The sequence below is a fragment of the Cytobacillus sp. SAFR-174 genome, from assembly GCF_051964675.1.
Lineage (GTDB): Bacteria > Bacillota > Bacilli > Bacillales > Cytobacillaceae > Cytobacillus.
Map to the genome: position 1 here is coordinate 319,006 of NZ_JBQCMZ010000001.1, position 25,221 is coordinate 344,226.

The 25,221-nt window shown below is 41.1% G+C and carries 27 protein-coding genes; all 27 read left to right on the forward strand.

The features are described from left to right. Window positions 1-17 precede the first annotated feature (17 nt). The 27 genes from fliM (at window position 18) to dxr (ending at window position 25,204) form a co-directional block, all read left to right on the forward strand. A complete protein-coding gene (fliM, locus tag ACTHRG_RS01590; RefSeq protein WP_076255797.1) occupies window positions 18-1,016 on the forward strand; it encodes a flagellar motor switch protein FliM in 999 nt (332 codons plus the stop codon). After that, window positions 1,006-2,304, forward strand: coding sequence for a flagellar motor switch phosphatase FliY (fliY, locus tag ACTHRG_RS01595; protein ID WP_076255799.1), 1,299 nt, complete (start codon window positions 1,006-1,008; stop codon window positions 2,302-2,304). The genes fliM and fliY overlap by 11 nt, the downstream gene beginning before the upstream one ends. An 18-nt stretch (window positions 2,305-2,322) precedes the next feature. Beyond that, window positions 2,323-2,685, forward strand: a complete 363-nt coding sequence (locus ACTHRG_RS01600) for a response regulator (RefSeq protein WP_048009014.1) — start codon at window positions 2,323-2,325, stop codon at window positions 2,683-2,685. A 29-nt stretch (window positions 2,686-2,714) separates the two neighbouring features. After that, window positions 2,715-3,398 carry a flagellar biosynthetic protein FliO gene (locus tag ACTHRG_RS01605; RefSeq protein ID WP_286147485.1) on the forward strand — a complete coding sequence of 228 codons (684 nt, stop codon included), beginning with the start codon at window positions 2,715-2,717 and terminating at the stop codon, window positions 3,396-3,398. Beyond that, the gene (fliP, locus tag ACTHRG_RS01610; protein WP_035328986.1) at window positions 3,391-4,056 is read left to right on the forward strand and encodes a flagellar type III secretion system pore protein FliP; all 666 of its coding nucleotides are present in this window, start codon (window positions 3,391-3,393) and stop codon (window positions 4,054-4,056) included. Before ACTHRG_RS01605 ends, fliP begins: the two co-directional genes overlap by 8 nt. Before the next feature lie 17 nt (window positions 4,057-4,073). After that, complete coding sequence (gene fliQ / locus ACTHRG_RS01615; RefSeq protein WP_009330744.1) at window positions 4,074-4,343, forward strand: flagellar biosynthesis protein FliQ; 270 nt, start codon at window positions 4,074-4,076, stop codon at window positions 4,341-4,343. Window positions 4,344-4,347: 4 nt separating this feature from the next. Next, window positions 4,348-5,124, forward strand: coding sequence for a flagellar biosynthetic protein FliR (gene fliR / locus ACTHRG_RS01620; protein WP_076255802.1), 777 nt, complete (start codon window positions 4,348-4,350; stop codon window positions 5,122-5,124). A 1-nt stretch (window position 5,125) separates the two neighbouring features. Continuing rightward, window positions 5,126-6,211, forward strand: a complete 1,086-nt coding sequence (flhB, locus tag ACTHRG_RS01625) for a flagellar biosynthesis protein FlhB (RefSeq protein ID WP_076255804.1) — start codon at window positions 5,126-5,128, stop codon at window positions 6,209-6,211. An 84-nt stretch (window positions 6,212-6,295) separates the two neighbouring features. Beyond that, entirely contained in the window at window positions 6,296-8,332 is a 2,037-nt protein-coding gene (flhA, locus tag ACTHRG_RS01630; RefSeq protein WP_076255805.1) for a flagellar biosynthesis protein FlhA, read from the forward strand. Beyond that, a complete protein-coding gene (flhF, locus tag ACTHRG_RS01635; RefSeq protein ID WP_076255807.1) occupies window positions 8,329-9,477 on the forward strand; it encodes a flagellar biosynthesis protein FlhF in 1,149 nt (382 codons plus the stop codon). Before flhA ends, flhF begins: the two co-directional genes overlap by 4 nt. Further along, the gene (locus ACTHRG_RS01640) at window positions 9,474-10,346 is read left to right on the forward strand and encodes a MinD/ParA family protein (protein WP_440230437.1); all 873 of its coding nucleotides are present in this window, start codon (window positions 9,474-9,476) and stop codon (window positions 10,344-10,346) included. The genes flhF and ACTHRG_RS01640 overlap by 4 nt, the downstream gene beginning before the upstream one ends. Before the next feature lie 6 nt (window positions 10,347-10,352). After that, window positions 10,353-11,450: a protein-glutamate methylesterase/protein-glutamine glutaminase gene (locus tag ACTHRG_RS01645; RefSeq protein ID WP_076255811.1), complete on the forward strand. Its 1,098-nt coding sequence runs from the start codon at window positions 10,353-10,355 to the stop codon at window positions 11,448-11,450. Between the two features lie 18 nt (window positions 11,451-11,468). Then, window positions 11,469-13,505, forward strand: coding sequence for a chemotaxis protein CheA (locus tag ACTHRG_RS01650; RefSeq protein ID WP_076255812.1), 2,037 nt, complete (start codon window positions 11,469-11,471; stop codon window positions 13,503-13,505). Window positions 13,506-13,530: 25 nt separating this feature from the next. Continuing rightward, window positions 13,531-14,007 (forward strand): chemotaxis protein CheW, encoded by a 477-nt coding sequence (locus tag ACTHRG_RS01655; protein ID WP_076255814.1) that lies wholly within the window; start codon window positions 13,531-13,533, stop codon window positions 14,005-14,007. After that, a complete protein-coding gene (locus ACTHRG_RS01660) occupies window positions 14,004-14,645 on the forward strand; it encodes a chemotaxis protein CheC (RefSeq protein WP_076255816.1) in 642 nt (213 codons plus the stop codon). Before ACTHRG_RS01655 ends, ACTHRG_RS01660 begins: the two co-directional genes overlap by 4 nt. Further along, entirely contained in the window at window positions 14,638-15,135 is a 498-nt protein-coding gene (locus ACTHRG_RS01665) for a chemotaxis protein CheD (RefSeq protein WP_076255817.1), read from the forward strand. The genes ACTHRG_RS01660 and ACTHRG_RS01665 overlap by 8 nt, the downstream gene beginning before the upstream one ends. Before the next feature lie 260 nt (window positions 15,136-15,395). Beyond that, on the forward strand, window positions 15,396-16,151 hold the full coding sequence (locus ACTHRG_RS01670) for a FliA/WhiG family RNA polymerase sigma factor (protein ID WP_076255819.1): 756 nt from the start codon (window positions 15,396-15,398) through the stop codon (window positions 16,149-16,151). Between the two features lie 37 nt (window positions 16,152-16,188). Further along, window positions 16,189-17,562: a DUF342 domain-containing protein gene (locus tag ACTHRG_RS01675; RefSeq protein ID WP_076255821.1), complete on the forward strand. Its 1,374-nt coding sequence runs from the start codon at window positions 16,189-16,191 to the stop codon at window positions 17,560-17,562. Further along, window positions 17,559-17,870, forward strand: coding sequence for a hypothetical protein (locus ACTHRG_RS01680; protein WP_076255823.1), 312 nt, complete (start codon window positions 17,559-17,561; stop codon window positions 17,868-17,870). Before ACTHRG_RS01675 ends, ACTHRG_RS01680 begins: the two co-directional genes overlap by 4 nt. 9 nt (window positions 17,871-17,879) lie before the next feature. Next, entirely contained in the window at window positions 17,880-18,479 is a 600-nt protein-coding gene (locus tag ACTHRG_RS01685) for a DUF6115 domain-containing protein (RefSeq protein ID WP_076255824.1), read from the forward strand. A 147-nt stretch (window positions 18,480-18,626) separates the two neighbouring features. Then, a complete protein-coding gene (gene rpsB, locus ACTHRG_RS01690) occupies window positions 18,627-19,328 on the forward strand; it encodes a 30S ribosomal protein S2 (RefSeq protein WP_048008998.1) in 702 nt (233 codons plus the stop codon). 184 nt (window positions 19,329-19,512) lie between these two features. Beyond that, window positions 19,513-20,394, forward strand: coding sequence for a translation elongation factor Ts (tsf, locus tag ACTHRG_RS01695; RefSeq protein WP_076255826.1), 882 nt, complete (start codon window positions 19,513-19,515; stop codon window positions 20,392-20,394). 135 nt (window positions 20,395-20,529) lie between these two features. Further along, the gene (gene pyrH, locus ACTHRG_RS01700) at window positions 20,530-21,255 is read left to right on the forward strand and encodes a UMP kinase (protein ID WP_076255828.1); all 726 of its coding nucleotides are present in this window, start codon (window positions 20,530-20,532) and stop codon (window positions 21,253-21,255) included. Continuing rightward, window positions 21,255-21,812: a ribosome recycling factor gene (frr, locus tag ACTHRG_RS01705; protein ID WP_076255829.1), complete on the forward strand. Its 558-nt coding sequence runs from the start codon at window positions 21,255-21,257 to the stop codon at window positions 21,810-21,812. The genes pyrH and frr overlap by 1 nt, the downstream gene beginning before the upstream one ends. Window positions 21,813-22,166: 354 nt before the next feature. Then, window positions 22,167-22,946 carry an isoprenyl transferase gene (locus ACTHRG_RS01710; RefSeq protein ID WP_076255831.1) on the forward strand — a complete coding sequence of 260 codons (780 nt, stop codon included), beginning with the start codon at window positions 22,167-22,169 and terminating at the stop codon, window positions 22,944-22,946. 16 nt (window positions 22,947-22,962) lie between these two features. After that, window positions 22,963-23,757 (forward strand): phosphatidate cytidylyltransferase, encoded by a 795-nt coding sequence (locus ACTHRG_RS01715; RefSeq protein WP_076255833.1) that lies wholly within the window; start codon window positions 22,963-22,965, stop codon window positions 23,755-23,757. 304 nt (window positions 23,758-24,061) lie between these two features. After that, window positions 24,062-25,204 (forward strand): 1-deoxy-D-xylulose-5-phosphate reductoisomerase, encoded by a 1,143-nt coding sequence (dxr, locus tag ACTHRG_RS01720; RefSeq protein ID WP_076255836.1) that lies wholly within the window; start codon window positions 24,062-24,064, stop codon window positions 25,202-25,204. Window positions 25,205-25,221 lie beyond the last annotated feature (17 nt).

Here is a 25,221-nt window from a genome sequence, read left to right on the forward strand (position 1 = left end):
GATGGAGGTGAAGATTCATGTCAGGTGAGGTTTTATCGCAGAGCGAGATTGATGCCCTGCTTTCGGCTCTCTCTACCGGAGAAATGGATGCAGATGAGCTGAAAAAGGAACAAACTGAGAAAAAAGTAAAAGTTTATGATTTTAAAAGAGCATTAAGATTTTCTAAAGATCAAATACGAAGTTTAACGAGAATTCATGAGAATTTTGCCCGGCTTTTAACTACCTTTTTTTCTGCGCAGCTAAGGACCTATGTGCAGATTTCGGTTGCTTCTGCGGACCAGATACCATATGAAGAATTTATCCGGTCCATACCGAAAATGACCATATTGAATGTAATTGAAGTGCCCCCTCTGGATGGAAGAATTCTCATGGAAGTGAACCCGAACGTGGCCTATGCCATGATGGACAGGCTGATGGGCGGCAGAGGAACAAGCATCAATAAAATTGATAATTTAACAGAAATTGAAACAAAAATCATGTCAGCTACATTTGAAAGGGCTTTTGAAAACTTAAGGGAAGCCTGGAGTACAATCGCTGACATTGATCCGATATTATTTGATTTTGAGGTAAATCCGCAATTTCTGCAAATGGTCTCTCCAAATGAAACAGTTGTCGTGATCTCACTAAATACGATCATTGGGGAAACGAGCGGAATGATTAATATATGTATCCCTCACGTTGTTCTTGAGCCCATTATTCCTAAGCTGTCTGTACATTATTGGATGCAGACGGACAAAAAGGAAAGGGAGCCGGAGGTCATTGCCCGGCTGGAACGAAACATTCAGAAAGCGGAAGTTCCGGTCATATGTGAACTCGGCAGTTCTGACATAGCCATTCAGGATTTCTTAACACTCGATATTGGAGATGTCATTGAGTTAAACCAGGGGATTGACCAGGCGCTTACAATAAAAGTCGGCAATATCCCAAAATTCATCGGGCAGCCCGGAAAAATGAATAAAAAAATGGCAGTGCAAATTTTAGACACTGTGAAAGGGGGAGATGAGGATGATGAGTGATGATATGCTTTCGCAAGATGAAATTGATGCTCTATTAAGGGGAGCAGCTGACGACAGCGACGAAACGGAAAGTTATAATGAGGCATTTTTTCAAACAGAAGATTATTTATCCCATATGGAGCAGGATGCATTAGGTGAAATCGGCAATATCTCTTTTGGAAGCTCTGCAACAGCATTGTCTACTTTGTTAAATCAAAAAGTTGATATCACAACACCTGCTGTATCAGTTGTTTTGCGCAAAAAATTAGCTGATGAATTCCCGCATCCTTATGTAGCAATTCAGGTGAGTTATACGGAAGGTTTCTTTGGAAGCAACCTGCTTGTAATACAGCAATCAGATGCAGCCATCATTGCTGACTTAATGCTTGGGGGCGACGGAACCAGCCCGGCTGACCTACTGGGAGAAATTCAGTTAAGCGCTGTTCAGGAGGCAATGAACCAGATGATGGGTTCTGCAGCCACTTCGATGTCAACCATTTTTGGTAAAAAGGTAGATATTTCACCGCCGGCAATCGACATCCTTGATTTGCCTCAGGGAGAAGGTGCCGAACGAGTCCCGGCTGATGAAATGCTTGTAAGGATTTCGTTCCGATTAAAAATTGGCAGTCTGATTGACTCGAATATTATGCAGCTGCTTCCTTTGGAATTTGGCAAAAGCCTAGTAAATGAATTATTAAATCCGGGTCAGAATCTTCCAGAAAATAGCGCTGTAACTGAAGAGAAGCCAGTGGCGCAAACACAGCCCGATTATCAGGAAAGTCAGCTTTCGTATGATCATAAACCTGAAGTACACACAGGCGGATTAGATCAGCCATACACTCAAACGAGTTATTCCGGAGAGCAGCCGACATATTCGCAGCCGGTTATGGGTCAGGCATCAAACCCTCAAAGCTATCCACCTGCTCAAAACCAGGCTCAGCATTCAGGACCGCAGCATTTCGGAGGCTCTTATGCAAATGGAGTGCAGCCGAATGTACAGCCCGCAGCCTTTTCGAGTTTTGAACCATACCATATGCAAGAGACTGAAACAAAAAATTTGGATATGCTTTTGGATATTCCTCTTCAGGTAACGGTCGAGCTGGGAAGAACCAAACGTTCCGTAAAGGAGATTCTTGAATTGTCTTCCGGTTCAATTATAGAACTGGATAAACTGGCAGGTGAACCTGTTGATATTCTGGTGAATAACCGGTTAATTGCGCAGGGAGAAGTGGTTGTCATTGATGAAAACTTTGGTGTGAGAGTTACAGATATTATCAGCCAGAGTGACCGAATAAAAAAATTAAGATAAAAAGTGGGGGTTATTAGAATGGCACATAAAATTTTAATAGTTGACGATGCAGCTTTTATGCGAATGATGATCAAAGATATTTTATCCAAGAATGGGTATGACGTAGTAGGCGAAGCTGCTGACGGTGCACAGGCTGTTGAAAAATATAAGGAAACACAGCCTGACCTTGTCACAATGGATATAACCATGCCGGAAATGGACGGAATTACAGCTCTGAAAGAAATTAAAAAATTAAATCCAGCTGCAAAAGTCATTATGTGTTCTGCAATGGGCCAGCAGGCGATGGTTATTGATGCTATTCAGGCTGGGGCAAAGGATTTTATCGTAAAACCGTTCCAGGCTGATAGAGTACTGGAAGCAATCGGCAAAACTTTGGGCTAGTCATTATTCTTTTTAGAGGGTGCAAAATAGTGTGTAATGTAAAGAAAGTGATTTCTTTGCTGCTGTTGTTTTCAATTGTTCTGCTGGGCGTGCAGCCGCAGGCCCAGGCAGAGCAATTGAATAATAGTGTTAAAGAATGTATGAAAAATTCTGAGGAATGCGGAAAACAGGAATTAAAAGAATCAAAGGATTCAAAGACGGCAGAAGGACAGAACCAACAGGATGAAAGCGGCAAAATTGGTCTTACTTTTTGGGATTTTATAAAGATGATTTTAGCAACAGGCTTCACGATTGGATTACTGTATGGTCTTCTAAAGTTCATCAATAAAAAAAGTAAGGTGTATAACAGGTCGCAATTGGTTGAAAACCTCGGAGGGACAGCTTTAGGTGCAAACAGGTCAATACAGCTGATTAAAGTTGGACAACGCATTTTGGTAGTAGGGGTAGGAGAAAATATTCAGCTGTTAAAAGAAATAGACAACTCAGAAGAGTACAGCCAGATCATCAAAGAGCATAATGACAAACTGGAACAGCTTATCCGTCCAAGCGATATTGTGACAAAGGTGATGAAAAGAACACAGCAAACAGAGGAAAGCAAGCAAGGCAGCCAAAATTTCAGTACACTGCTCGGGATTCAGCTGGCTGAAATGAAAAAGGGCAGAAAAAAACTGTTTGATGAATTAGAAAGAAAGGGCCAGAAGAAAGATGAATGAATTCATGGAGTTTTTTAATAGCAGCTCTCCTGAAAATGTATCTACATCTGTGAAGCTTTTTTTATTGCTGACGGTACTTTCTCTCGCACCGAGTATTCTAATATTAATGACATGCTTTACAAGGATTGTCATCGTTCTTTCCTTTGTCAGAACGGCGCTTGCTACTCAGCAAATGCCGCCGAACCAGGTTTTAATCGGCCTATCCTTATTCCTGACATTCTTTATTATGGCTCCAACCATGCAGGAAGTGAACGAACAGGCTTTAACTCCTTTATTCAATGAAGAAATAAATCTGGAACAAGCGTACGAAAAAGCATCAATACCCTTCAAGGAATTTATGAGTGCCCACACAAGGCAGAAGGACTTGGCTCTATTTCTTGAATACTCCGGGGCTGAAGCTCCGGCTTCCATTGAAGATATTCCGCTTACGAGTCTTGTTCCGGCATTTGCTATAAGTGAAATTAAAACAGCTTTTCAAATTGGCTTTATGATTTTTATTCCTTTTCTGGTTATCGACATGGTTGTTGCCAGTGTGTTGATGTCCATGGGGATGATGATGCTTCCTCCGGTTATGATTTCGCTTCCGTTCAAAATATTATTATTTGTACTGGTGGACGGATGGTACTTAGTAGTTAAATCCCTTTTACAAAGCTTTTAAGCAGGTGAACATTCAGAATGACTCCAGAAACAGTTATATCCATTGCAGAAAGAGGGATCATCACAGTATTGATGATTTGCGGTCCCTTGCTAATTCTGGCACTAGTAGTCGGCTTAGTTGTCAGCATTTTTCAGGCTACAACTCAAATTCAGGAACAGACGCTGGCTTTCATTCCTAAAATTGTAGCGGTCCTTGTCGGTGTTGTATTCTTTGGTCCTTGGATGCTTAGCCACATGCTCTCGTATGCAAATGAGATTTTCTCTAATTTGACCAGGTTTGTAGGCTGATGACATGTTAGATTTTCTGCCTTCTTTTCCGGCTTTTTTACTTATTTTTGTAAGGGTGACATCTTTCTTTTTAATGATGCCTCTTTTTTCTTACAGATCCATCCCGGCATCACATAAAATTGGCCTTGGCTTCTTTTTGGCCTGGATTATGTTCCTGGGCATGGATGTCCCTGCACTTGAAATTGACGGCACATTTTTTCTTTTAATCATAAAAGAAGCATTGGTTGGGCTGATGGTTGGATTTATTGCCTATTTAATCCTTTCAGCCATTCAAATTGCCGGAGGATTTATTGATTTTCAGATGGGCTTTGCCATTGCGAATGTGATTGATCCGCAGACAGGAGCGCAGAGCCCTTTAATGGGACAGTATTTGTATACGATCGCTCTCTTTTTTTTATTAACCGTTAATGGCCACCATCTCATGCTAGATGGAGTGTTTTACAGCTATAATTTTATCCCGCTGGATCAGGCATGGATTTCTTTCGGGGATGAAAATATGGCTGAATATGTCATTAAAGCCATGAATACGATGTTCGTTATTGCCTTTCAGATGTCCATCCCTGTTGTCGGCAGTCTGTTTCTTGTAGATGTTGCTTTAGGGATTGTCGCCAGGACAGTTCCTCAGCTAAATGTTTTCGTCGTAGGACTTCCTTTGAAAATAGGCGTCAGTTTTATTGTTCTGATCGTTGTTATGAGTGTATTAATATATGCTTTTTCCCTTGCAATTGAAACGATGCTGCAGACAATGAGAGGGCTTATGGAGCTTATGGGAGGTTCATAGAATGAGGTTACTGCTTTCTTTAGATCTTCAGCTGTTTTCCGGAGAAAAAACAGAAAGAGCCACTCCGAAAAAAAGGCAGGATTCCAGAAAAAAAGGACAAGTAGCCAAAAGCCAGGATGTTAATACAGCCATCGTCCTTTTAGCTGTGTTTCTATTTTTGCTGTTTGCCGGATCGTATTTGAAGAATATCATCCTTTATATATTTACGCATTCATTTAATGATTATATGATGATGCCGCTGACAGAGGCGAATGTTCAGGTGATTTTTCTTGATGTACTAAAGGAACTGGTGCTTTTTTTAGCTCCTATCATGCTGATTGCTATGCTTGCGGGTGTAGCTGCAAACTTCATGCAGGTAGGTACTCTTTTTTCAACAGAAGCCATACAGCCTAAATTGGAGAAACTGGATCCGATAAAAGGCTTTAAGCGCATTTTTTCCATGAGGGCGATCGTGGAGCTGCTAAAGTCAATGCTTAAGATTGCTTTTGTCGGTGTCGCTGCGTTTACCGTCTTATGGTTAAGGATAGATGAAATATTAATTCTTTCTCAAAAATCAGTAGGAACGGCGATGGCCACAATTGCCAGCCTGACCGTTCAAATGGGTTTAATTGCTTCAGCGGCACTTCTATTTTTATCCGTCCTGGACTATCTGTATCAAAAATATGATTTTGAAAAGAACATTCGCATGTCAAAACAGGACATTAAGGATGAACACAAAAATATTGAAGGGGATCCGTTAATTAAATCCAAGATTAAGCAAAGACAGAGGGAAATGGCAATGAGAAGGATGATGCAGGAAGTCCCTAAAGCAGATGTGGTTATTACCAATCCGACACATTTTGCCATAGCCTTGAGCTATGAAGAAACAAAAAGTGATGCTCCTATTGTAGTGGCGAAAGGTGTGGACTTTGTTGCCCAAAAGATTAAATTAATCGCAAAGGAGCATGATGTAATCGCTGTTGAAAACAGGCCGCTTGCCAGGGCTCTTTATAGTCAGGCAGAAATTGGCCAGGCTATCCCTGAAGAGTTTTTCAAAGCTGTTGCAGAGATTCTAGCTTATGTGTACAGAACTAAAAACAAAATTTAACCAGAGAAATATGAAATAGCTGGTCTTAGGAAGCTGTTGGATGGCTGCCAAGGCGTTTCCGCTTTTGTAAGGAGAGAGTTTTCAATGCAATTAAGAGACTTATCAGTATTGATGAGTGTAATTTTAATAGTAGCCATGCTTATTATTCCTTTTCCGCATTGGCTTTTAAGTGTACTGATAATCATTAATATTGCGCTTGCACTTATGGTTTTGCTGATGGCCATGAATATGAAGGAAGCGCTCGAATTTTCCATTTTTCCTTCCTTAATATTGTTAATGACATTATTCAGGCTGGGATTGAATGTTTCTACAACCAGGTCCATTTTATCTGAAGGGGAAGCAGGAAAGGTCGTTGAAACATTTGGTTCATTCGTAACCGGCGGTAATGTTATAGTCGGACTCGTTGTTTTCTTAATCCTCATTATTATTCAATTTATCGTCATTACCAAAGGATCTGAGAGGGTTTCCGAAGTGGCAGCGCGTTTTACACTTGATGCCATGCCGGGTAAACAGATGAGCATCGATGCAGACTTGAATGCAGGAATGATCTCTGAGCACGAAGCCCGGGAACGCCGTGAAAAAATCAGCCGTGAATCTGATTTCTATGGTGCAATGGATGGTGCGAGTAAATTTGTAAAAGGTGACGCCATAGCAGGAATCATTATAACTCTAATAAATCTTCTATTCGGAGTTGTCATCGGAATGATGCAGCTGGGGCTTCCGTTTGCAGAGGCTGCCATGAAATATTCAATGCTGACGGTTGGGGACGGAATCGTCAGTCAAATTCCGGCCCTGTTAATCTCCACCGCGACGGGTATTGTAGTAACAAGGGCAGCATCAGATGGAAATATTGGAAAGGACATTACTTCCCAGCTGTTTGCTTATCCTAAAATGTTATATGTTACTGGCGGAACTATCATTCTGCTAGGGTTGTTGACACCCATAGGGCTCGTTTTAACACTGCCGATTGGCGGCTTGATGATTTTTGGCGGATATACGATAGCTAAGACTCCACAGCCAGATAAAGATCAGTTGCTGGAGATGGAAGAAGAGGTCGAAACCGATGAAATGAAAAGTCCTGAAAGCGTGGTTAACCTATTAAATGTAGATCCGATAGAATTCGAGTTTGGCTATGGGTTAATACCTCTTGCCGATACGAATCAGGGCGGGGACCTTCTAGATAGGATTGTCATGATCAGAAGACAGCTGGCGATTGAATTGGGCCTAGTCATTCCGGTAGTTAGAATACGTGATAATATTCAGCTGCAGCCGAATGAATACAGATTGAAGATTAAAGGAAATGAAATGGCCCGCGGCGAGCTTCTGCTAGATCATTATTTGGCAATGAGTCCCGGTATTGAAGATGATAGCATCGAAGGAATTGATACAATTGAACCTTCCTTTGGCCTGCCTGCAAAATGGATAACAGAAGAAATGAAGGAGCAGGCAGAAATTTTCGGCTATACAGTCGTTGACCCTCCATCAGTTGTTTCTACTCATATCACAGAAGTAATAAAAAGCAATGCCCATGAGTTATTAGGCCGCCAGGAAACAAAACAGCTGATTGATCATGTTAAGGAAAGCTATCCGATCCTTGTTGAAGAAGTTACACCAAATCCAATGTCTGTTGGTGAAGTTCAAAAGGTGCTTGCAAAGTTATTGAGGGAAAACGTTTCGATCCGGAATTTGCCGGTTATTTTTGAAACGCTTGCCGATTTTGCCAAATCTACAAGTGATACAGATTTGCTTACAGAATATGCCCGTCAGGCTTTGGCCAGACAAATTACGAACCAGTTTTCACAGCAGGGTGACTCTATAAAAGTCGTTACCCTATCAGGGAGAGTCGAGAAAATGGTTGCTGAAGGTGTTCAGCAGACAGAACATGGCAATTATTTATCCATGGATCCAACGGTCTCGCAGAATATTCTTGAATCGATTGCTTCCCAGGTAGAACAGCTTTCCTTGATGGAGCAGACGCCTATTGTCCTTTGTTCTCCAGCAGTCAGAATGTATGTCAGGCAATTAACAGAAAGGTATTTCCCGCAGATACCGATCCTTTCCTATAACGAGCTGGAAGCAAATGCGGAAGTTCAAAGTGTCGGGGTGGTGAATATAGATTGAAGGTAAAAAAGTTCATGGCTGCTTCCATGCCTGATGCGATGAAACAGATACGCGCGGAACTGGGTAAGGATGCCGTAATTTTGAATTCACGAGTAGTATATACCGGCGGGGTTTTAGGCTTTTTTAAAAAGAGAAATATAGAAGTGATGGCGGCAGCGGATTCATATAAGGAGATAGAGCAAAAACCTGCTGTTAAGCCTGCAGCCATCCCTGCTGCTTCAAATCATTTCAAGGGAACCACTGAAGAGTCTCAATTTCCCGGATCTAGAACATCAGATGAGCTGATTAAAGAGATAAACGGCCTGAAAAAAATGATGTCCTCATTGGCCGGTGGACAGCAGACAAGTACTGTTTACCCTGAAGCGATAAGAAAAGTCATGCATGTTCTTTATGAACAGGAAATTGACAATTCTATTCAGGACCAGGTGCTGCAAGTAATGCTGGAAAAATGGTACCTTGGCGGTGCCAAAGCTAAAGTTGCTGAAGTAGAAGCCTGGCTGCATGAAGAACTGATAAAGCAAATTGAGAATATTCCATTCAGCGGGATTTCATTCACCAAAAAATATATCAATGTAGCAGGTCCAACTGGCGTAGGGAAAACAACTACCTTGGCGAAGATGGCAGCAGAGTGTGTAATTAAACATAAAAAAAAGGCTGCATTTATCACAGCCGACACCTACAGGATCGCGGCGATCGATCAATTAAAAACATATGCAGGCATCTTGGATATACCTTTAGAAGTTTGCTATACAATAGATGACTTCAGACAGGCAGCAGAGAAACTGAAAGATTACGACCTTGTACTAATAGATACAGCCGGACGGAATTTCAGAAACAGACAGTATGTGGAAGATTTGAAGAATGTGATTGACTTTGAGAAGGATATGGAAACCTTTTTAGTGCTGTCGCTTACCGCGAAACAAAAGGATATGGAAGATATATATAACCAGTTTTCAATTATTGACATTGATAAACTTATCTTCACAAAGGCAGATGAAACGTCAACTTACGGTGCCATGTACAACATCATTCATAAATACAAAAAAGGCGCAGCTTATATTACAAATGGCCAGGATGTTCCGGATGATATCCTGATGGCAGGGCCGGAAGCTATTGTAAAACAACTCATGGGGAATAAGAAATGAACGATCAGGCAGAAAGGCTAAGGTCAAGGCTGAAAGAAGAAGAGAGACGAAGTCATCAATTTAAAACAATAGCAGTGGTAAGCGGAAAAGGGGGAGTAGGGAAAACAAATTTTTCATTGAATTTCTCTATTTCCCTATCCAAAACGGGCCACAGAGTATTGTTATTCGATTTGGATATCGGCATGGGGAATGTTGAGATTCTCATGGGAAGATCAGCTGAGTATTCAATTGCTGATTTTTTAGAAAAGGATATACCTTTAAATAATATTATCTCAGAGGGGCCATATGGACTGAATTATATTGGCGGCGGGACAGGCCTTTCGCATATTGTGAAACTCGATGATAAGCAAATTTCCAGGTTTACCGGAGAACTTGCCCAGCTCATTCAAAACTATGATTATATCATCTTTGATATGGGTGCAGGCATTACAGAAGAATCGGCGAAGTTTATACTCTCTGTTCAGGAAATAGCGGTCATTACTACACCTGAACCAACGTCTATCACAGATGCATACTCAGTAATGAAGCATATACATCTATTGGATGATAAGATACCATTTCAATTGGTCATTAACCGATCTGAAGGAGAGCGGGAAGGGCAGGAAACATATAAAAGGATTTCTGCTGTCGCTTCAAGGTTTTTAGGGAGGGATGCTGACCTCCTGGGAATTATTCCGGATGATCGCAGCATACAGCAGGCTGTTAAACGGCAGATTCCTTTCATTATTTATCATGAAAATTCAGCTGCTTCAAAAGCAATTCGGAGTATGACTGAGAAAGTTGGCGGCAAGCCTGGAGGCATTGCTGGTGAGTATCATACTTCCCAATTTATTTCAAAGCTCAAAAAATTTCTTTTTAATAGGGGGTGAATCAGCATGAAAACTATAAAAGTGCTTGTAGTGGATGATTCAGCCTTTATGAGGAAACTGATTGCGGACCTCCTCTCTGAAGATGAGAGAATTCTAGTTGTTGGGACAGCCAGAAACGGAGAAGAGGGCTTAAGGAAGATTAAAGAATTAACTCCTGATGCGGTAACAATGGATGTTGAAATGCCGGTTCTAAACGGCCTGGAAGCTCTCAAAATAATTATGAAAACTATGCCTGTTCCTGTAGTCATGCTTTCAAGCACAACGAAGGAAGGCACTGAAAACACCTTCACTGCCATGGAATATGGGGCAGTAGATTTTATAGCAAAGCCATCCGGGCCAATTTCACTAGACCTGCATAAAATTAAAACTGAATTAACAGATAAAGTAGTGCAGGCCAGCAACGCGAATTTGAAAGGTCTGGTTAATTTTTCAGGTATTGGAAAAAAATCTGACGGACTTCGGCGGAATTATAGTAAAATAGAACCACGTCATTCTATTCCTCTTAATCGTTCTGCTGATGAATCAAGCCTTAACGTCAAACAGCTTATCTGTATGGGAACTTCCACTGGCGGACCACGGGCACTTCAAAAAGTGCTGAGTGATCTTCCGGGAGATCTTAACGCACCGATTCTGATTGTTCAGCATATGCCTGCGGGATTTACGAAGTCACTGGCAAGCAGGCTAAACGGATTATCGGCGTTATCGGTTAAGGAAGCCGAAGAAGGAGATATTCTTAAAAACGGGACAGCCTATATTGCTCCTGGCGGCTTCCATATGACAGCTTCAAGGTCAGGCAGGGATCTGGTTATACATCTGGATAAATCACCTCCAAGGAACGGACACAGACCTTCAGTTGATGTGATGTTTGAGTCTTTGGGTGAAGTTAACGGGATCAGGAAGATTGCTGTCCTAATGACTGGAATGGGATCAGATGGCAAAAATGGCTTGATGGCACTGAAGAAAAGCGGTGAGGTAAAAGCCATCGCTGAATCAAAAGAATCATCGATTGTATTTGGAATGCCAAGAGCAGTGATTGAGTCAGGCCTGGCAGATGATGTGCAGCATATTGAACGTATAGCAGAATCCATATTGAAATTTGTTTAAAGCCGAGGGGGCAGGCACATGGAGATGAACCAATATTTAGAGGTGTTTATCGAAGAAAGCAAGGAGCATTTGCAGTCGTGCAATGAACAGCTACTTGAATTAGAGAAAAATCCTGATGATATAAAAATAGTTAATGAGATTTTCAGATCAGCTCATACGCTGAAAGGCATGTCAGCCACCATGGGATATGAAGATCTCGCAAATCTAACTCATCAGATGGAAAATGTTCTTGATGCAATCAGAAATCAGAAGATTAAGGTAAATGCTGAAATTCTCGATGTCGTTTTTCTGGCTGTTGATGATCTTGAAGCAATGGTCCAATCAATTGCAGAAGGTGGAGACGGCAAAAGAGATGTTTCTATAGCTGTTGAAAAGCTGATGCTCATTGAAAAAGGGGAAAGCCCGGCATTATCAAAAGCAAGAGCCGAAACGGCAGCAGCTATTGCTGAACCGCAGGGACTGGTCAAGAGTACATACGATGATTTTGAGTGGACCGTAATTCAGCAATCGAAGGAGCAGGGCTTTGAGACCTATGAAATATCAATAGCCTTGCGGGCTGATTGCCTGCTGAAAGCAGCCAGAGTATTTATGGTTTTTGAGGTCCTTGAGAAGAGCGGGGAAGTGATCAAAGCGACTCCTTCTGTTGAGCAGCTAGAAGAAGAGCAATTTGATCAGGAATTTTCTGTAACAATTGTGACCCAGGAAACACCCGAAGTTATCCGTCAGAAATTATTGAAGGTCTCAGAAGTGGATAGGATAGATGTACTTGAGGTTTCTATGGGTGCTTACACCTCCCGGGAAGCTGTGAAGAATGAAGGTACTCTGCAGCCAGAAATGGAGGAGAAGGCAGATCGTGCATCAGATATGCCAAAAGAGGAAAAGAAGGCGCCTGCAGCAAAGCAAGTCAGCAACAAAACTATCAGGGTGAATATAGAGAGACTGGATATCCTTATGAACCTATTTGAAGAATTGGTGATTGACAGAGGCAGACTTGAACAAATATCCAAGGAATTAAACAATCAGGAACTTCATGAAACGGTTGAGCATATGTCAAGGATCTCCGGAGACCTGCAGAATATTATTCTGAATATGCGCATGGTCCCAATAGAAACAGTATTCAATCGTTTCCCGAGAATGGTCAGACAATTAGCAAGAGATTTAAACAAAAAGATCAATCTCGAAATTGTCGGTGCAGATACCGAACTGGACCGAACGGTTATTGATGAAATTGGCGATCCGCTTGTTCACTTAATCCGAAATGCATTAGACCATGGTGTTGAAACACCGGAGGTCCGTAAAGCAAATGGTAAAGGTGAAGAAGGAAATGTCATTCTTAAGGCTTATCACAGCGGCAATCATGTTTTCATTGAAATAGAGGATGATGGCGCAGGAATAAACAAAGATAAGGTTATAAAGAAGGCATTAAAAAATGGCATCATTACGGAGCAAACGGCTTCAGCACTAACGGACAAACAGGCATATGAACTTATTTTTGCCTCAGGATTCTCGACTGCGGATAAAATCTCCGATGTTTCCGGACGGGGTGTAGGGCTGGATGTTGTCAAGAATACAATTGAGTCATTGGGAGGATCCGTTTCAATAGATTCAAAAGTTGGACAGGGGTCCATATTCTCCATACAGCTGCCATTAACTTTATCCATTATTTCTGTCATGCTCGTCGAGATTGAGAAGGAAAAATACGCAATCCCTCTATCTTCTATTATTGAAACAGCTATTATCAGAAAAGAAGACGTCTTAAGTGCACATAATCAGAAGGTGATTGATTTCAGAGGCAAGGTTGTTCCTCTCCTTTCATTGAAGGAAATCTTTGAAGTGCCATCTGACAATCATGAAGATAATTTTATTTCAGTTGTCATCGTCAGAAAAGGGGAAAAGATGGCCGGACTTGTGGTGGATTCCTTTATCGGGCAGCAGGAAGTCGTTTTAAAATCACTTGGAAACTACTTAACAAGCGTGTTTGCCATTTCCGGAGCAACTATATTAGGAGATGGACAGGTTGCCCTGATAGTGGACTGCAATGCATTGATTAAATAATACTTTATGATGAGGAGTGAACATGATGAGCGAAACGGCAGCCGCGGATTTAAAATTGATAGTATTTCAGCTGAAAGATAAGGAATATGCGATTCCAGTTAATCAGGTGCGTTCCATTGAAAAGGTTGAGCATATTACACGGGTTCCTCGAACAGTCGGTTTTGTTAAAGGAGTAATTAATTTAAGGGGTGTTGTGACACCTATCATTAGTCTGAGAAGCAGATTTAATCTTGAAGAGGCTGAATATAATGAGCATTCACGAGTAATAATTGCTGTATTGAACGATATGGAAGTCGGATTAATTGTAGATTCTGCAAATGATGTGATTGATGTGGCGCCTGAATCAATTGAACCCCCTCCGGAGGTAATCGGTTCAGAAGATGCCGATTTTATCAAGGGTGTTACAAAAATCGATAAACGGTTATTTATCCTAATAGATTTGGAAAAAGTCCTGAATCCGGAAGAATTGACAGCTCAGGATGGAAAAGGATTAGCGGGATGAATTTTTTAGAGAAAAATATCAGCAGCATGCAATTGGATATTCTTAAAGAAATCGGGAATATCGGTGCGGGTCATGCTGCTACTGCATTATCAACCTTGCTTAATAAAAAAATTGATATGTCTGTCCCGGATGTGAAAATTGTTTCTTTTGATGAAATGATCGATATGGCCGGAGGTCCGGAAAATGTTGTGGCAGGGGTGTTTCTAAGGATAGAAGGAGATGCCCCTGGCAGCATGTTTTTTGTCCTTCCTCTTGCACAGGCTGAAATCTTTATTCGGGAACTGCCTGGAAACATTCCTTTCTGTGCAGATGAGCTGCCATATGATGAACTTGCTCTTTCCGCTCTCCAGGAGCTTGGCAACATTCTTTCAGGATCATATTTATCTTCATTATCGGATTTTACTAAGCTGTCACTTTTCCCTTCAGTGCCGATGCTAAGCATTGATATGGTGGGGGCAATTATCGGAACGGGTCTCCTGGAAATTTCGCAGGTGAGCGATTACGCCATCGTAATTGATACAGCTTTAAATGATGAGCTTCAAAATAAGGATGCTGTTAATGGACATTTCTTTCTGCTGCCTGATCCTGAATCATTTCAAATAATCTTTAAGGCATTGGGAGTTCCGGATTATGAATAGTATTCTAGAAATTGTAAAAGTTGGCATAGCAGATATGAATATTGTTAAAACTCCCGGATTAATTAGGACATCAGGACTTGGTTCCTGTGTCGGTGTGGTACTTTATGATCTTAGTTCAGAAATTGCCGGGCTGGCACATATTATGCTGCCTGATTCATCTCTTGCAAAAAACACAAGCTTTAATTCAGCTAAATATGCTGATACTGCAATTCGGGATTTAGTGAGCCTGCTGGAGAAAAAAGGTGCAAAAGCTTCACGATTAAAAGCCAAAATTGCCGGCGGAGCCCAAATGTTCCAATACTCCTCCGGAAGTGATTTAATGAGGATTGGCCCAAGGAATGTGGAAGCAGTTAAAAAGGAACTAAATTCCTTAAAGATTGCTATTTTAGGTGAAGATGTTGGCGGACATAGCGGCAGAACAATTGAATTCAATCCTCAATCAGGCGATCTGATGGTGCGGACTGTTAATAAAGGCCAAGTTGTTATTTAAACTCACGTTCCAGGGTGGGCAGATACAGCCTTATATAAATCGTCTTAAAAGTCTTAATTGCTGCCGGATGATCACTGCCAGCCATACAAGCTGATTTTTTCTCCGGCTTAATTATTGCTCTCTCCAATTATTTCTTCGAAAGCACCCCCTTTTTTTTGGAAAAGAACTGAGCAGTTTAGGATGAAAGGTAATATTTTTATAAAAAGTTTTGATATACTAACAATAATTAATAGAAATGGAAACGTTTGAGGAGGATGGCCATGGCAGACATGATAACCGAAGAAAGCACATACTGGGCTAAATGGGTCGACTCTCGTGATGCTCAAGCGGGGAATTTTCTTGTGAAAAAATATTTGCCTCTTGTAAGCTATCATGTTCAGCGAATATCCGCTGCCCTGCCGAAGAATGTTTCAAGAGATGATATAAGAAGCCTTGGGCTAATGGGTTTGTACGATGCGCTGGAAAAGTTTGAGCCTGCAAGAGATTTGAAATTTGATACATATGCTTCGTTTCGAATTCGCGGTGCCATTCTTGATGGATTAAGAAAAGAAGATTGGCTTCCCAGAAGTACGAGGGATAAGGCGAAAAAAATTGAAGCAGCCACTGAGAAGCTGGAGCAGCGGCTGATGCGCAATGCAACAGTTTATGAAATTGCTGAAGAAACAGATATGCAGGAAGAAGAAGTATATTCTGTTATGAACGAACATTTTTACGCAAACATCCTCTCAATTGATGAGCAGCCTGATTCAGAAGAAAAAGATGCCAGTTATTCAATTAAGGATGAAAAAGCAATCATTCCAGAAGAAAAGGTATTAAAAAATGAAATCTTGGAAGAAATGGCTGAAAAAATCTTACAGTTAAATGAAAAAGAGCAGCTTGTGCTAAGTTTATTTTACAAAGAGGAATTAACTCTTACAGAAATTGGCGAAGTAATGGGCCTATCAACTTCCCGCATATCCCAAATCCATTCTAAATCAATTTTTAAGCTGAGGCAGTTGCTGGAAAAAGCCATATAGTTTTATGCCATTACTTTCTGCGAAGGAAGGAATCAGCATGGAAAACCAATTTCAACTTTTAGTTGATGCTCACGGTTTATCTGCATGGATACAGACGACAGATATTGATGAACTGGATGGAACTGTCCAGCCTGAAATGATCCATAAACTGCTTGCTGACGAAAAGGTCATTTTTGGTGTGAGCGAAGATGTAATCCAGAGAATCTGCAGAGATCCGTTCTCAGTGGAATATCCCATACGAATAGCAAAAGGAATTCCTGCAGAAAACGGCAGTGATGCATATCTGTTAAATGAAATCTCTTTTGACCGGAAAACGGGCAGAAAGAGATTTAATTTTAGAGATGTTCTCCATATCCCATCTGTTACACAGGGACAGCTCCTGGCCTCTGTTATTCCTGCTACCCCCTGTGCTTCCGGAAAGAATATTTTTGGCAAGCTGATACCGGCAAAGGATGGAAAACCTTTAAGAGTCAAGGCAGGGAAAAATGTTTTCGTAAATGGCGACAAATATTATTCGCTATTAGATGGACAGGTTAGTTTCACTCAGAACAGCATTTCTGTGAATCCAGTGTTTGAGGTTAAAGGAGACCTTGACTTGAAGACAGGGAATATTAATTTTGTCGGGAACGTTGTGATTCGGGGAAACGTTCCTGCCGGTTATGAAGTCAAAGCCGGAGGTGACATCATTGTTGCCGGTATGGTTGAAGGCTCTTTCCTGCAGGCGGATAATAACGTGCTTGTTACTGGCGGAATTTCAGGCAGTCATAAAGGTTCGCTTGTTTCTGGAGGTTCTGTTCAGGCAGCATACCTGAATCAGGCAAATGTGAAGGCAGAACAGGATGTTATTATACAAAAGTCAATTCTGCACAGCAATGTTCAAGCTGGCGGAGCCATCAGATGCAGTGGCGCATTGGTTATTGGAGGAAAGCTTCAGTCCGGGTCAGACATTGAAATCAAAGAACTGGGCAATCACTTATTTACTAAGACAGAGCTTCTTGCCGGAATGGACTCCAATGTGGATAACACCCAAAAAGAACTATTAAATGAAACAGCCAAACTTCACGAATCGATCAAAAAGCTTGATAGTATCGAAGGCAGACTGACAGAAATGGCAAAGCTGACAGGAAAGCTGACAGATGAACAAAGAATAATTATTCTCAAGCAAAGGGCTACCAAAGCTCATTTGCAGAAAAAAATGAGCAAAATAAATGAAGATCTGGCTGAATTGGAAAGAGAAAAAGAAGAAAAAATGAATGCTTCAATCCTTATTTACGGTCAGGTCTATCCCAACACGGAAATTCACTTTGGAAAGTATTCAAAAGTGATTCGGCAAACTGTCAAATCTTTAAAGTTTCATTTTCTAAAAGGAGAAATAAGAAGTGAGCCGTTATCAGGGTGTGATCAGGGATGAGTTTGAAATCAATAGAACTTCAGATAGCACTTCCAAGAACGTTCGAAGCAGGTAAAATTCAGGATCAGCTTCAGCAGAGGGGACAGACCATCAGCGGGTTTGCTGCCGACAGTATACAGGAAAATGCTGAAAAGCAGCGTAAAACTGTGGTAAAACAGGAGCATAAACAAAATGTCAATCTTGGCAATGATGACAGTGAAAGACAAAAAGAGGCCGGGGGACAAGATAGGAAAGAAGATCAAAAAAAAGACAGCAATGACAGACAGAGCCATCCATACAAAGGGAAGGTTATTGACTACAGCGGATAGAGGGATATCATGACAGCTTTTCTATTAGCTATAAGCCTGCTATTAAATATTGTAGCCTTATTAGCCATTATTCTGCTTTATTTGCGTCAGAATAAACTAATGGATACAGAGAAGAGACAGGAAAAAGTGCTTATTGAAATGGAAGAGGTTATATCGGCGTACCTTGTTCAAATGAAAGAAGAAAACGATGATTTTATTAGCAGACTTTCGAAGATCAATGTGAAAAACGATACTTCTATAAAAGAGACAAGCATCAGAGTAAATTTGGACAGAAAAAATGATCAAGATATAGCTAAAGCAGATGAGAAATCAATGCCATTAGCCAGAGCGTCCATTTACCAGGCATCTAAAGCCTACAAACAGAATCTGAGGGCAGCTGAGGATAAATTGAGTGAAACAGAAAGCTTATCATCCTTAAAGGAAACTGAATCTGTCACACGGTCAGATAGCAGTCAGTCAACTAAGGAAGAAAATTCCTCATCAATAGATGATCAAGTGTTTATTCTGAAAAAACAGGGAATGAGTGCAGGGGATATTGCCAAAAAATTAGGCAAAGGGAAGACAGAAGTCGAGCTAATGCTTAAATTTCGTCAAAATCAGCAAGAATAGCTTGATTGTGAAAAACACTTATGCTATATTAACAAATGGTGTTAATACACACGCTTATGGATTTAGCCGGATGGTGCTGTTCACATGCAGTTGCCGGCTGAAAATGATATAGGCGGAGGAAATAAAAACCATTAGGAGGAAACACAAATGTCAGTAATTTCAATGAAGCAATTGCTTGAAGCTGGTGTACACTTCGGACACCAAACACGCCGCTGGAACCCTAAGATGAAGAAATATATCTTCACTGAGCGTAACGGCATCTACATCATCGACCTTCAAAAGACTGTTAAGAAGGTAGAAGAAGCTTACAACTTCGTTAAGGAGCTTGCTGGAAACGGCGGTACTATCCTTTTCGTAGGAACTAAGAAACAAGCTCAAGATTCTGTTAAAGAAGAAGCTATCCGTTCTGGTATGTTCTTTGTGAACCAGCGCTGGTTAGGCGGAACTTTAACAAACTTTGAAACAATCCAAAAGCGTATTTCGCGTTTAAAGGATATCGAAAGAATGTCAGAAGATGGAACTTTCGAAGTTCTTCCTAAAAAAGAAGTTGTTCAATTGAAGAAAGAGCAAGAGCGCTTAGAGAAGTTCTTGGGCGGAATCAAAGACATGAAGAGCCTTCCAGATGCTCTATTCATCATTGACCCTCGCAAAGAGCGCATTGCTGTTGCAGAAGCACATAAATTAAACATCCCTATCGTTGGTATCGTTGATACTAACTGTGATCCGGATGAAATTGATGTTGTAATCCCTGCAAATGATGATGCTATCCGTGCTGTTAAATTGTTAACAGGCAAAATGGCAGATGCTATCCTTGAAGCTAAACAAGGTGAAGAAGTTACAACTGCTTAATAGAAAAGCGGAAGCGCTCTGTGGCGCTGGGGCTGTACAGCTCTAAGTTGCTTTTTTCTTGATTTAAAGAAGGTGATAAGAGGGAGCCCCTTTATCACCTTTTTTTAAAAGGCAAAGTTTAGTTTTCTATACAGTAATAAATGGTAAAGATATTATTACATAACTCATTAAGGAGGATCTCATAATGGCAATTACTGCTCAAATGGTTAAAGAACTTCGTGAAAAAACAGGCGCAGGCATGATGGACTGCAAAAAAGCTCTTCAGGAAACTGAAGGTGATATGGAAAAAGCAATCGACTTCCTTCGTGAAAAAGGAATTGCTAAAGCTGCTAAAAAAGGTGACCGTATCGCTGCAGAAGGTCTTACTTCTGTAAAGGTTGACGGAAACGAAGCGGTTATCCTTGAAGTAAACTCTGAAACAGATTTCGTTGCTAAAAACGAAGGATTCCAAACACTTGTTAAAGAAATCGCGGAGCACTTACTTACTGCAAAGCCGGCTTCAGTAGAAGAAGCAGCTGGACAAACTATGGCTAACGGTGCTACTTTAGAATCTCACATCAATAGTGCGATTGCTAAAATCGGAGAAAAGCTTTCTCTTCGCCGCTTCGAAATCAAAACAAAAACTGACAGCGATGCATTTGGTGCATACCTTCACATGGGCGGACGCATTGGTGTGCTAACAGTTCTTGAAGGAACAACTGACGAAAATGCAGCGAAAGATGTTGCAATGCATATTGCAGCTCTAAATCCTAAATATGTATCCCGTGATGAAGTGTCACAGGACGAAGTTGAGCGCGAGCGTCAAGTATTGACTCAGCAGGCTCTTAACGAAGGCAAGCCGGAAAACATCGTTGCAAAGATGGTTGAAGGACGTCTTGGCAAGTATTTCGAAGATGTTTGCGTAAACGACCAGGCTTTTGTTAAAAACCCTGATCAAAAAGTTGGCAAATTCGTTGAATCTAAAGGCGGAAAAATCCGTGAGTTCGTTCGCTATGAAGTTGGAGAAGGCATCGAAAAGCGTGAAGACAACTTCGCTGAAGAAGTAATGAACCAAGTTAAGAAGTAATATTTTATAGAAATAAATCAGCTATGATTCAGGGAACACTTTGTGTTCCCTGTTTTTCAAGAATGAGATAGATTGTAAATGCAGCAATAGCGCCTTTAAGCGCTTGAGCTTTTTATACTACATATGGAGGTTCTTATGAGCAGCCCAAAATTCAAACGCGTAGTCTTGAAATTAAGTGGAGAAGCTTTAGCAGGAGAGCAAGGTTTCGGAATTAATCCTTCAGTGATTAAATCAATTGCTGCACAGGTTAAGGATCTGGCTGATCTGGGTGTCGAGGTTGCTGTTGTAGTTGGCGGCGGAAACATTTGGCGAGGAAAGATCGGAGAAGAAATGGGTATGGACAGAGCAAATGCAGACTATATGGGTATGCTTGCAACTGTTATGAACTCATTGGCATTACAGGATAGCCTCGAGAATCTTGGAGTGGAGACGAGAGTTCAAACCTCAATCGAGATGAGACAGGTTGCTGAACCGTACATCCGCAGAAGAGCCATCCGCCATCTCGAGAAAAAGCGGGTTGTAATCTTTGCTGCCGGAACCGGAAATCCTTACTTCTCTACTGATACTACAGCAGCATTGCGAGCTGCAGAAATTGAAGCAGAAGTAATTCTTATGGCGAAAAACAATGTGGATGGGGTCTATTCAGCTGATCCCCGTGTTGATAAAAACGCAAAGAAATACGATGAACTTTCCTATCTTGATGTATTGAAAGAAGGATTGGCAGTAATGGATTCTACAGCATCATCTTTATGTATGGATAACAACATTCCGTTAATTGTATTTTCAATCATGGAAAAAGGCAATATTAACCGCGCCGTAATGGGTGAAACAATCGGAACAATCGTTAGGGGGAAAAAATAATGCCAAAACAAGTTATTTCAGATGCAAAAGAAAGAATGACTAAAGCAATTTCAGCTTATACAAGGGAGCTTGCGAGCATCCGTGCAGGTAAAGCTAACGCTTCTTTGCTTGATCGCATCACTGTTGATTACTACGGTGCGCCGACTCCAGTTAACCAGCTTGCCGGGGTGTCTGCTCCTGAAGCGCGCCTTTTAGTCATTACGCCTTATGACAAAACTATTCTGGGAGAAATTGAAAAAGCCATTCTTAAATCTGATATCGGCTTAAATCCCTCAAATGACGGCAGTGTAATCAGACTGGCTATTCCGCAGCTAACAGAAGAACGCCGTAAAGAGCTTGTTAAGGTTGTTAAAAAAGAATCAGAAGAAGCAAAAGTTGCCATCCGCAATGTTCGCCGCGATGCCAATGATGACCTGAAAAAGCTTGAGAAAAATGGAGAGATCACAGAAGATGATCTTCGCGGTTTTTCTGATGATATTCAAAAACTTACTGATGACCATATCAGCAAGATTGACGAATTAACAAAAGAAAAAGAAAAAGAAATCCTTGCAGTCTAATTTATTCTATAGTTAGAACCCTCTATCAATAGGGGGTTCTTTTACTCTTTAGAAGCATACATAATCAGATCAGGTGCTAAGGCGCCAACTCTGCTGTAATATACGAAGAAGGCAGATTCCTATCCTGAATTAACTTTCTGGTAACATACTCTTTTATAGAGATATATTTAATTATTTTTGGTATGATATTATCATGCGGAAAGAGGCAATATCATTATTTTACCATTAGAATAATCTCTAAAAGATACTATGACTGAATTTCAACTATTAATAAGCGGGAAAAAGCTCCTGCTTATTGAAGTTTCACACTTTGTCTTTTATCGGAGGATTAACCTATTTTAAAGGAGCAGACTTATGTTTGATAAAATGAAGTTATGGAAGTCCCAAAACAGTTCTTCCAATCTCCGAGAGAGAGTTGAAAAAATAAAAGAATTACAAATACCTGAGCATGTTGCCATCATTATGGATGGTAATGGCAGGTGGGCAAAAAAACGAGCGCTCCCGAGAGTTGCCGGCCATCATGAGGGAATGAAGGTCGTCCGAAAAATCACCAGATTTGCAAGCGATATTGGAGTGAAGACTCTAACCTTATATGCATTTTCAACTGAGAATTGGAAGCGTCCTAAAATGGAAGTGGACTTTCTTATGAAGCTGCCAGAGGAATTTCTGGGAACTTTCCTTCCAGAACTGATTGAAGAGAATGTGCAGGTAAGAATGATTGGTTATTTTGACCACCTGCCTGCTCATACGCGTAATGCAGTTTCCAAAGCGATGGAAGAGACAAAAAACAACACCGGGCTGGTGCTGAACTTTGCATTAAATTATGGGAGCAGAGCAGAAATACTCGAAGCCGTCAGGCATGTCTTAAATGATTGCAAAAGTGGTATAATGAATGAAAATGAATTGAATGAAGAAAAATTCTCATCCTACCTTATGACAGGCGGGCTGAAGGATCCTGATCTGCTGATACGTACAAGCGGTGAAATTAGATTAAGCAATTTTATGCTCTGGCAGCTTGCATACACAGAATTCTGGTTTACAGATGTCTTATGGCCGGATTTCAATGAAGAGCAAATGCTTGAAGCGATCGAAGTATTCCAAAGCCGCCAGAGGCGTTTTGGAGGAGTACAATAAAGGTGTTGAAAATTGAATGAAACAGCGTATTATCACAGCCATAATATTTGGAGCAATCCTCCTGCCGATCATTATCTTTGGAGGCATGCCAATCATCATCCTGGCATATTTGCTGGCATCCATTGCCCTATTTGAATTATTGAAAATGAGAAATTTAAGTTTATTCTCGATTCCAGGCATTATTTCTTTATTATTATTGTGGATTTTCCTTTTGCCTAAAGAATTTCAGTCAATCCTGGATGATATGAATTATACAAAAATTGAGGTAGCTCTTTTTGGGGTGCTTCTTTTCTTAACGTATACAGTCGCGACAAAAAACAAATTTACTTTTGATGATGTGGCTTTTTCCATTATGTCCACATTATATGTTGGCATTGGATTTTATTATTTTATGGAAACCCGCTTCGCCGATCAAGGCCTGACCTATCTCTTTTTTGCACTTTTCCTCATTTGGGCAACAGATTCAGGTGCCTATTTTATAGGGAAAGCAATGGGAAAGAAGAAGCTTTGGCCTGAAATCAGTCCAAATAAGACCGTTGAAGGTTCGCTTGGCGGTGTTGCCTGCGCACTGGCAGTTGCGGTGTTATTTATTATCTTTACAGATATTGATGAATCCCTGCTTGGGTTATTAGTAATTACTGCAATCCTGTCTGTGTTTGGGCAAATAGGGGATTTAGTGGAATCAGCATTAAAGCGTCATTATAATGTAAAAGACTCAGGAAATATTTTACCTGGTCATGGCGGAATTCTGGACCGCTTTGACAGTTTATTATTCGTCCTGCCATTGCTTCACTTTTTTCACCTGCTGTAAACCTATAGGCAAAAGAGCAGTATATATTTGGATACCAGATAATTGTTCAGCTCCAGCGCCAGCCACCTCAAGGTCATAAGATTGTCTAATTGCGGCTCCTAGGGACTCGAGACATAAGCCAATCCCTTCCAGAAGGAAAGAACACCTTCTTGCAGGGCTCGTCATATGCTTGTCGTCCCTAAGCAGTCGCCTCCACATTTCGGGCAATCCTCCCAGAAAGGCAAAAAACGCCTTTCTGGAAGGCTCGTCTTATGCTTGCCGGGGGTGGGCAAGGCGCTTCCGCTTTTCTTATAAGGAGGAGACTATGAAACATATCAGTTTGATGGGGGCAACAGGGTCTATTGGAATACAGACCCTCGATATTATTAAGGAGCACCCCGAGGATTTTAAGCTGGCAGCCATGTCTGCCGGCAGGAATATAGATCTTGCCAGGAAGATTATATCTGACTTTCAGCCAGAACTTGTCTCACTATCAGAAAAAAGTTCCGCAGATATTCTTAAAACGGAGTTTCCCGGCATAACATTTACATATGGACATGAAGGTTTGATAGAAGTTGCTGTTTACAAAAAATCAGAAATACTGGTTAATGCAGTATTAGGCAGTGTAGGCCTTAATCCTACCCTGCAGGCGATTGAGGAAAAGAAGACAATCGCCATCGCGAATAAGGAAACCCTTGTAACTGCCGGCCACCTGGTCATGGAAGCAGCAAAGCGGAATGGTGTACCCCTGCTTCCTGTAGACAGTGAACACTCTGCTATTTTTCAATCTCTGCAAGGGGAAAAAGAAAAAAATATTGAAAGGCTCATTTTAACAGCTTCCGGAGGCAGCTTCAGGGACCGCTCCCGCAAGGAACTGGAAAATGTGACTGTTCAAGAAGCGCTAAATCATCCAAACTGGTCAATGGGAGCAAAAATAACTATTGATTCTGCCACTATGATGAATAAGGGACTCGAAGTTATTGAAGCACATTGGCTTTTCTCCATGGACTACAGTAAAATAGATGTCCTTCTTCATAAAGAAAGCATTATCCATTCCATGGTGGAATATCATGACAGCAGTGTAATCGCACAGCTTGGCACACCGGATATGAGAGTACCTATACAATATGCATTAACATATCCTGACAGGCTCCCTCTGCAAACAGCAAAACGGCTGAATCTTGCTGAAATCGGCAAGCTCCATTTTGCAGAAATGGACTTTAATCGTTTTCGCTGCCTGAGATTTGCCTATGAAGCCGGAAAAGCTGGCGGATCAATGCCAGCCGTATTGAATGCTGCGAATGAAGCTGCTGTTGCTGCATTCCTGGATGGAAAGATTACCTTCCTGCAAATAGAAGATTTCATCGAAAGAGCACTGGGCAGCCATGACATCATCTCAAATCCAAGTCTGACTGAAATTCAGGAAACAGATTTGGAAACAAGGAGATTTGTCAGCTCGCTTCTATAAGCTTGTGTTCAAGTGCT

Bases quoted from the DNA above. Each gene is read 5' to 3' on its own strand.
- ACTHRG_RS01675 (WP_076255821.1), top strand. From the start codon at position 16,189: ATGGAAAACCAATTTCAACTTTTAGTTGATGCTCACGGTTTATCTGCA.
- pyrH (WP_076255828.1), top strand. From the start codon at position 20,530: ATGAGCAGCCCAAAATTCAAACGCGTAGTCTTGAAATTAAGTGGAGAA.
- ACTHRG_RS01715 (WP_076255833.1), top strand. From the start codon at position 22,963: ATGAAACAGCGTATTATCACAGCCATAATATTTGGAGCAATCCTCCTG.
- rpsB (WP_048008998.1), top strand. From the start codon at position 18,627: ATGTCAGTAATTTCAATGAAGCAATTGCTTGAAGCTGGTGTACACTTC.
- ACTHRG_RS01665 (WP_076255817.1), top strand. From the start codon at position 14,638: ATGAATAGTATTCTAGAAATTGTAAAAGTTGGCATAGCAGATATGAAT.
- ACTHRG_RS01670 (WP_076255819.1), top strand. From the start codon at position 15,396: ATGGCAGACATGATAACCGAAGAAAGCACATACTGGGCTAAATGGGTC.
- flhB (WP_076255804.1), top strand. From the start codon at position 5,126: ATGAGGTTACTGCTTTCTTTAGATCTTCAGCTGTTTTCCGGAGAAAAA.
- frr (WP_076255829.1), top strand. From the start codon at position 21,255: ATGCCAAAACAAGTTATTTCAGATGCAAAAGAAAGAATGACTAAAGCA.
- dxr (WP_076255836.1), top strand. From the start codon at position 24,062: ATGAAACATATCAGTTTGATGGGGGCAACAGGGTCTATTGGAATACAG.
- ACTHRG_RS01650 (WP_076255812.1), top strand. From the start codon at position 11,469: ATGGAGATGAACCAATATTTAGAGGTGTTTATCGAAGAAAGCAAGGAG.
- ACTHRG_RS01680 (WP_076255823.1), top strand. From the start codon at position 17,559: ATGAGTTTGAAATCAATAGAACTTCAGATAGCACTTCCAAGAACGTTC.
- ACTHRG_RS01710 (WP_076255831.1), top strand. From the start codon at position 22,167: ATGTTTGATAAAATGAAGTTATGGAAGTCCCAAAACAGTTCTTCCAAT.
- flhA (WP_076255805.1), top strand. From the start codon at position 6,296: ATGCAATTAAGAGACTTATCAGTATTGATGAGTGTAATTTTAATAGTA.
- ACTHRG_RS01645 (WP_076255811.1), top strand. From the start codon at position 10,353: ATGAAAACTATAAAAGTGCTTGTAGTGGATGATTCAGCCTTTATGAGG.
- fliY (WP_076255799.1), top strand. From the start codon at position 1,006: ATGATGAGTGATGATATGCTTTCGCAAGATGAAATTGATGCTCTATTA.
- fliQ (WP_009330744.1), top strand. From the start codon at position 4,074: ATGACTCCAGAAACAGTTATATCCATTGCAGAAAGAGGGATCATCACA.
- ACTHRG_RS01685 (WP_076255824.1), top strand. From the start codon at position 17,880: ATGACAGCTTTTCTATTAGCTATAAGCCTGCTATTAAATATTGTAGCC.
- ACTHRG_RS01655 (WP_076255814.1), top strand. From the start codon at position 13,531: ATGAGCGAAACGGCAGCCGCGGATTTAAAATTGATAGTATTTCAGCTG.
- ACTHRG_RS01660 (WP_076255816.1), top strand. From the start codon at position 14,004: ATGAATTTTTTAGAGAAAAATATCAGCAGCATGCAATTGGATATTCTT.
- ACTHRG_RS01600 (WP_048009014.1), top strand. From the start codon at position 2,323: ATGGCACATAAAATTTTAATAGTTGACGATGCAGCTTTTATGCGAATG.
- ACTHRG_RS01640 (WP_440230437.1), top strand. From the start codon at position 9,474: ATGAACGATCAGGCAGAAAGGCTAAGGTCAAGGCTGAAAGAAGAAGAG.
- fliM (WP_076255797.1), top strand. From the start codon at position 18: ATGTCAGGTGAGGTTTTATCGCAGAGCGAGATTGATGCCCTGCTTTCG.
- fliR (WP_076255802.1), top strand. From the start codon at position 4,348: ATGTTAGATTTTCTGCCTTCTTTTCCGGCTTTTTTACTTATTTTTGTA.
- fliP (WP_035328986.1), top strand. From the start codon at position 3,391: ATGAATGAATTCATGGAGTTTTTTAATAGCAGCTCTCCTGAAAATGTA.
- tsf (WP_076255826.1), top strand. From the start codon at position 19,513: ATGGCAATTACTGCTCAAATGGTTAAAGAACTTCGTGAAAAAACAGGC.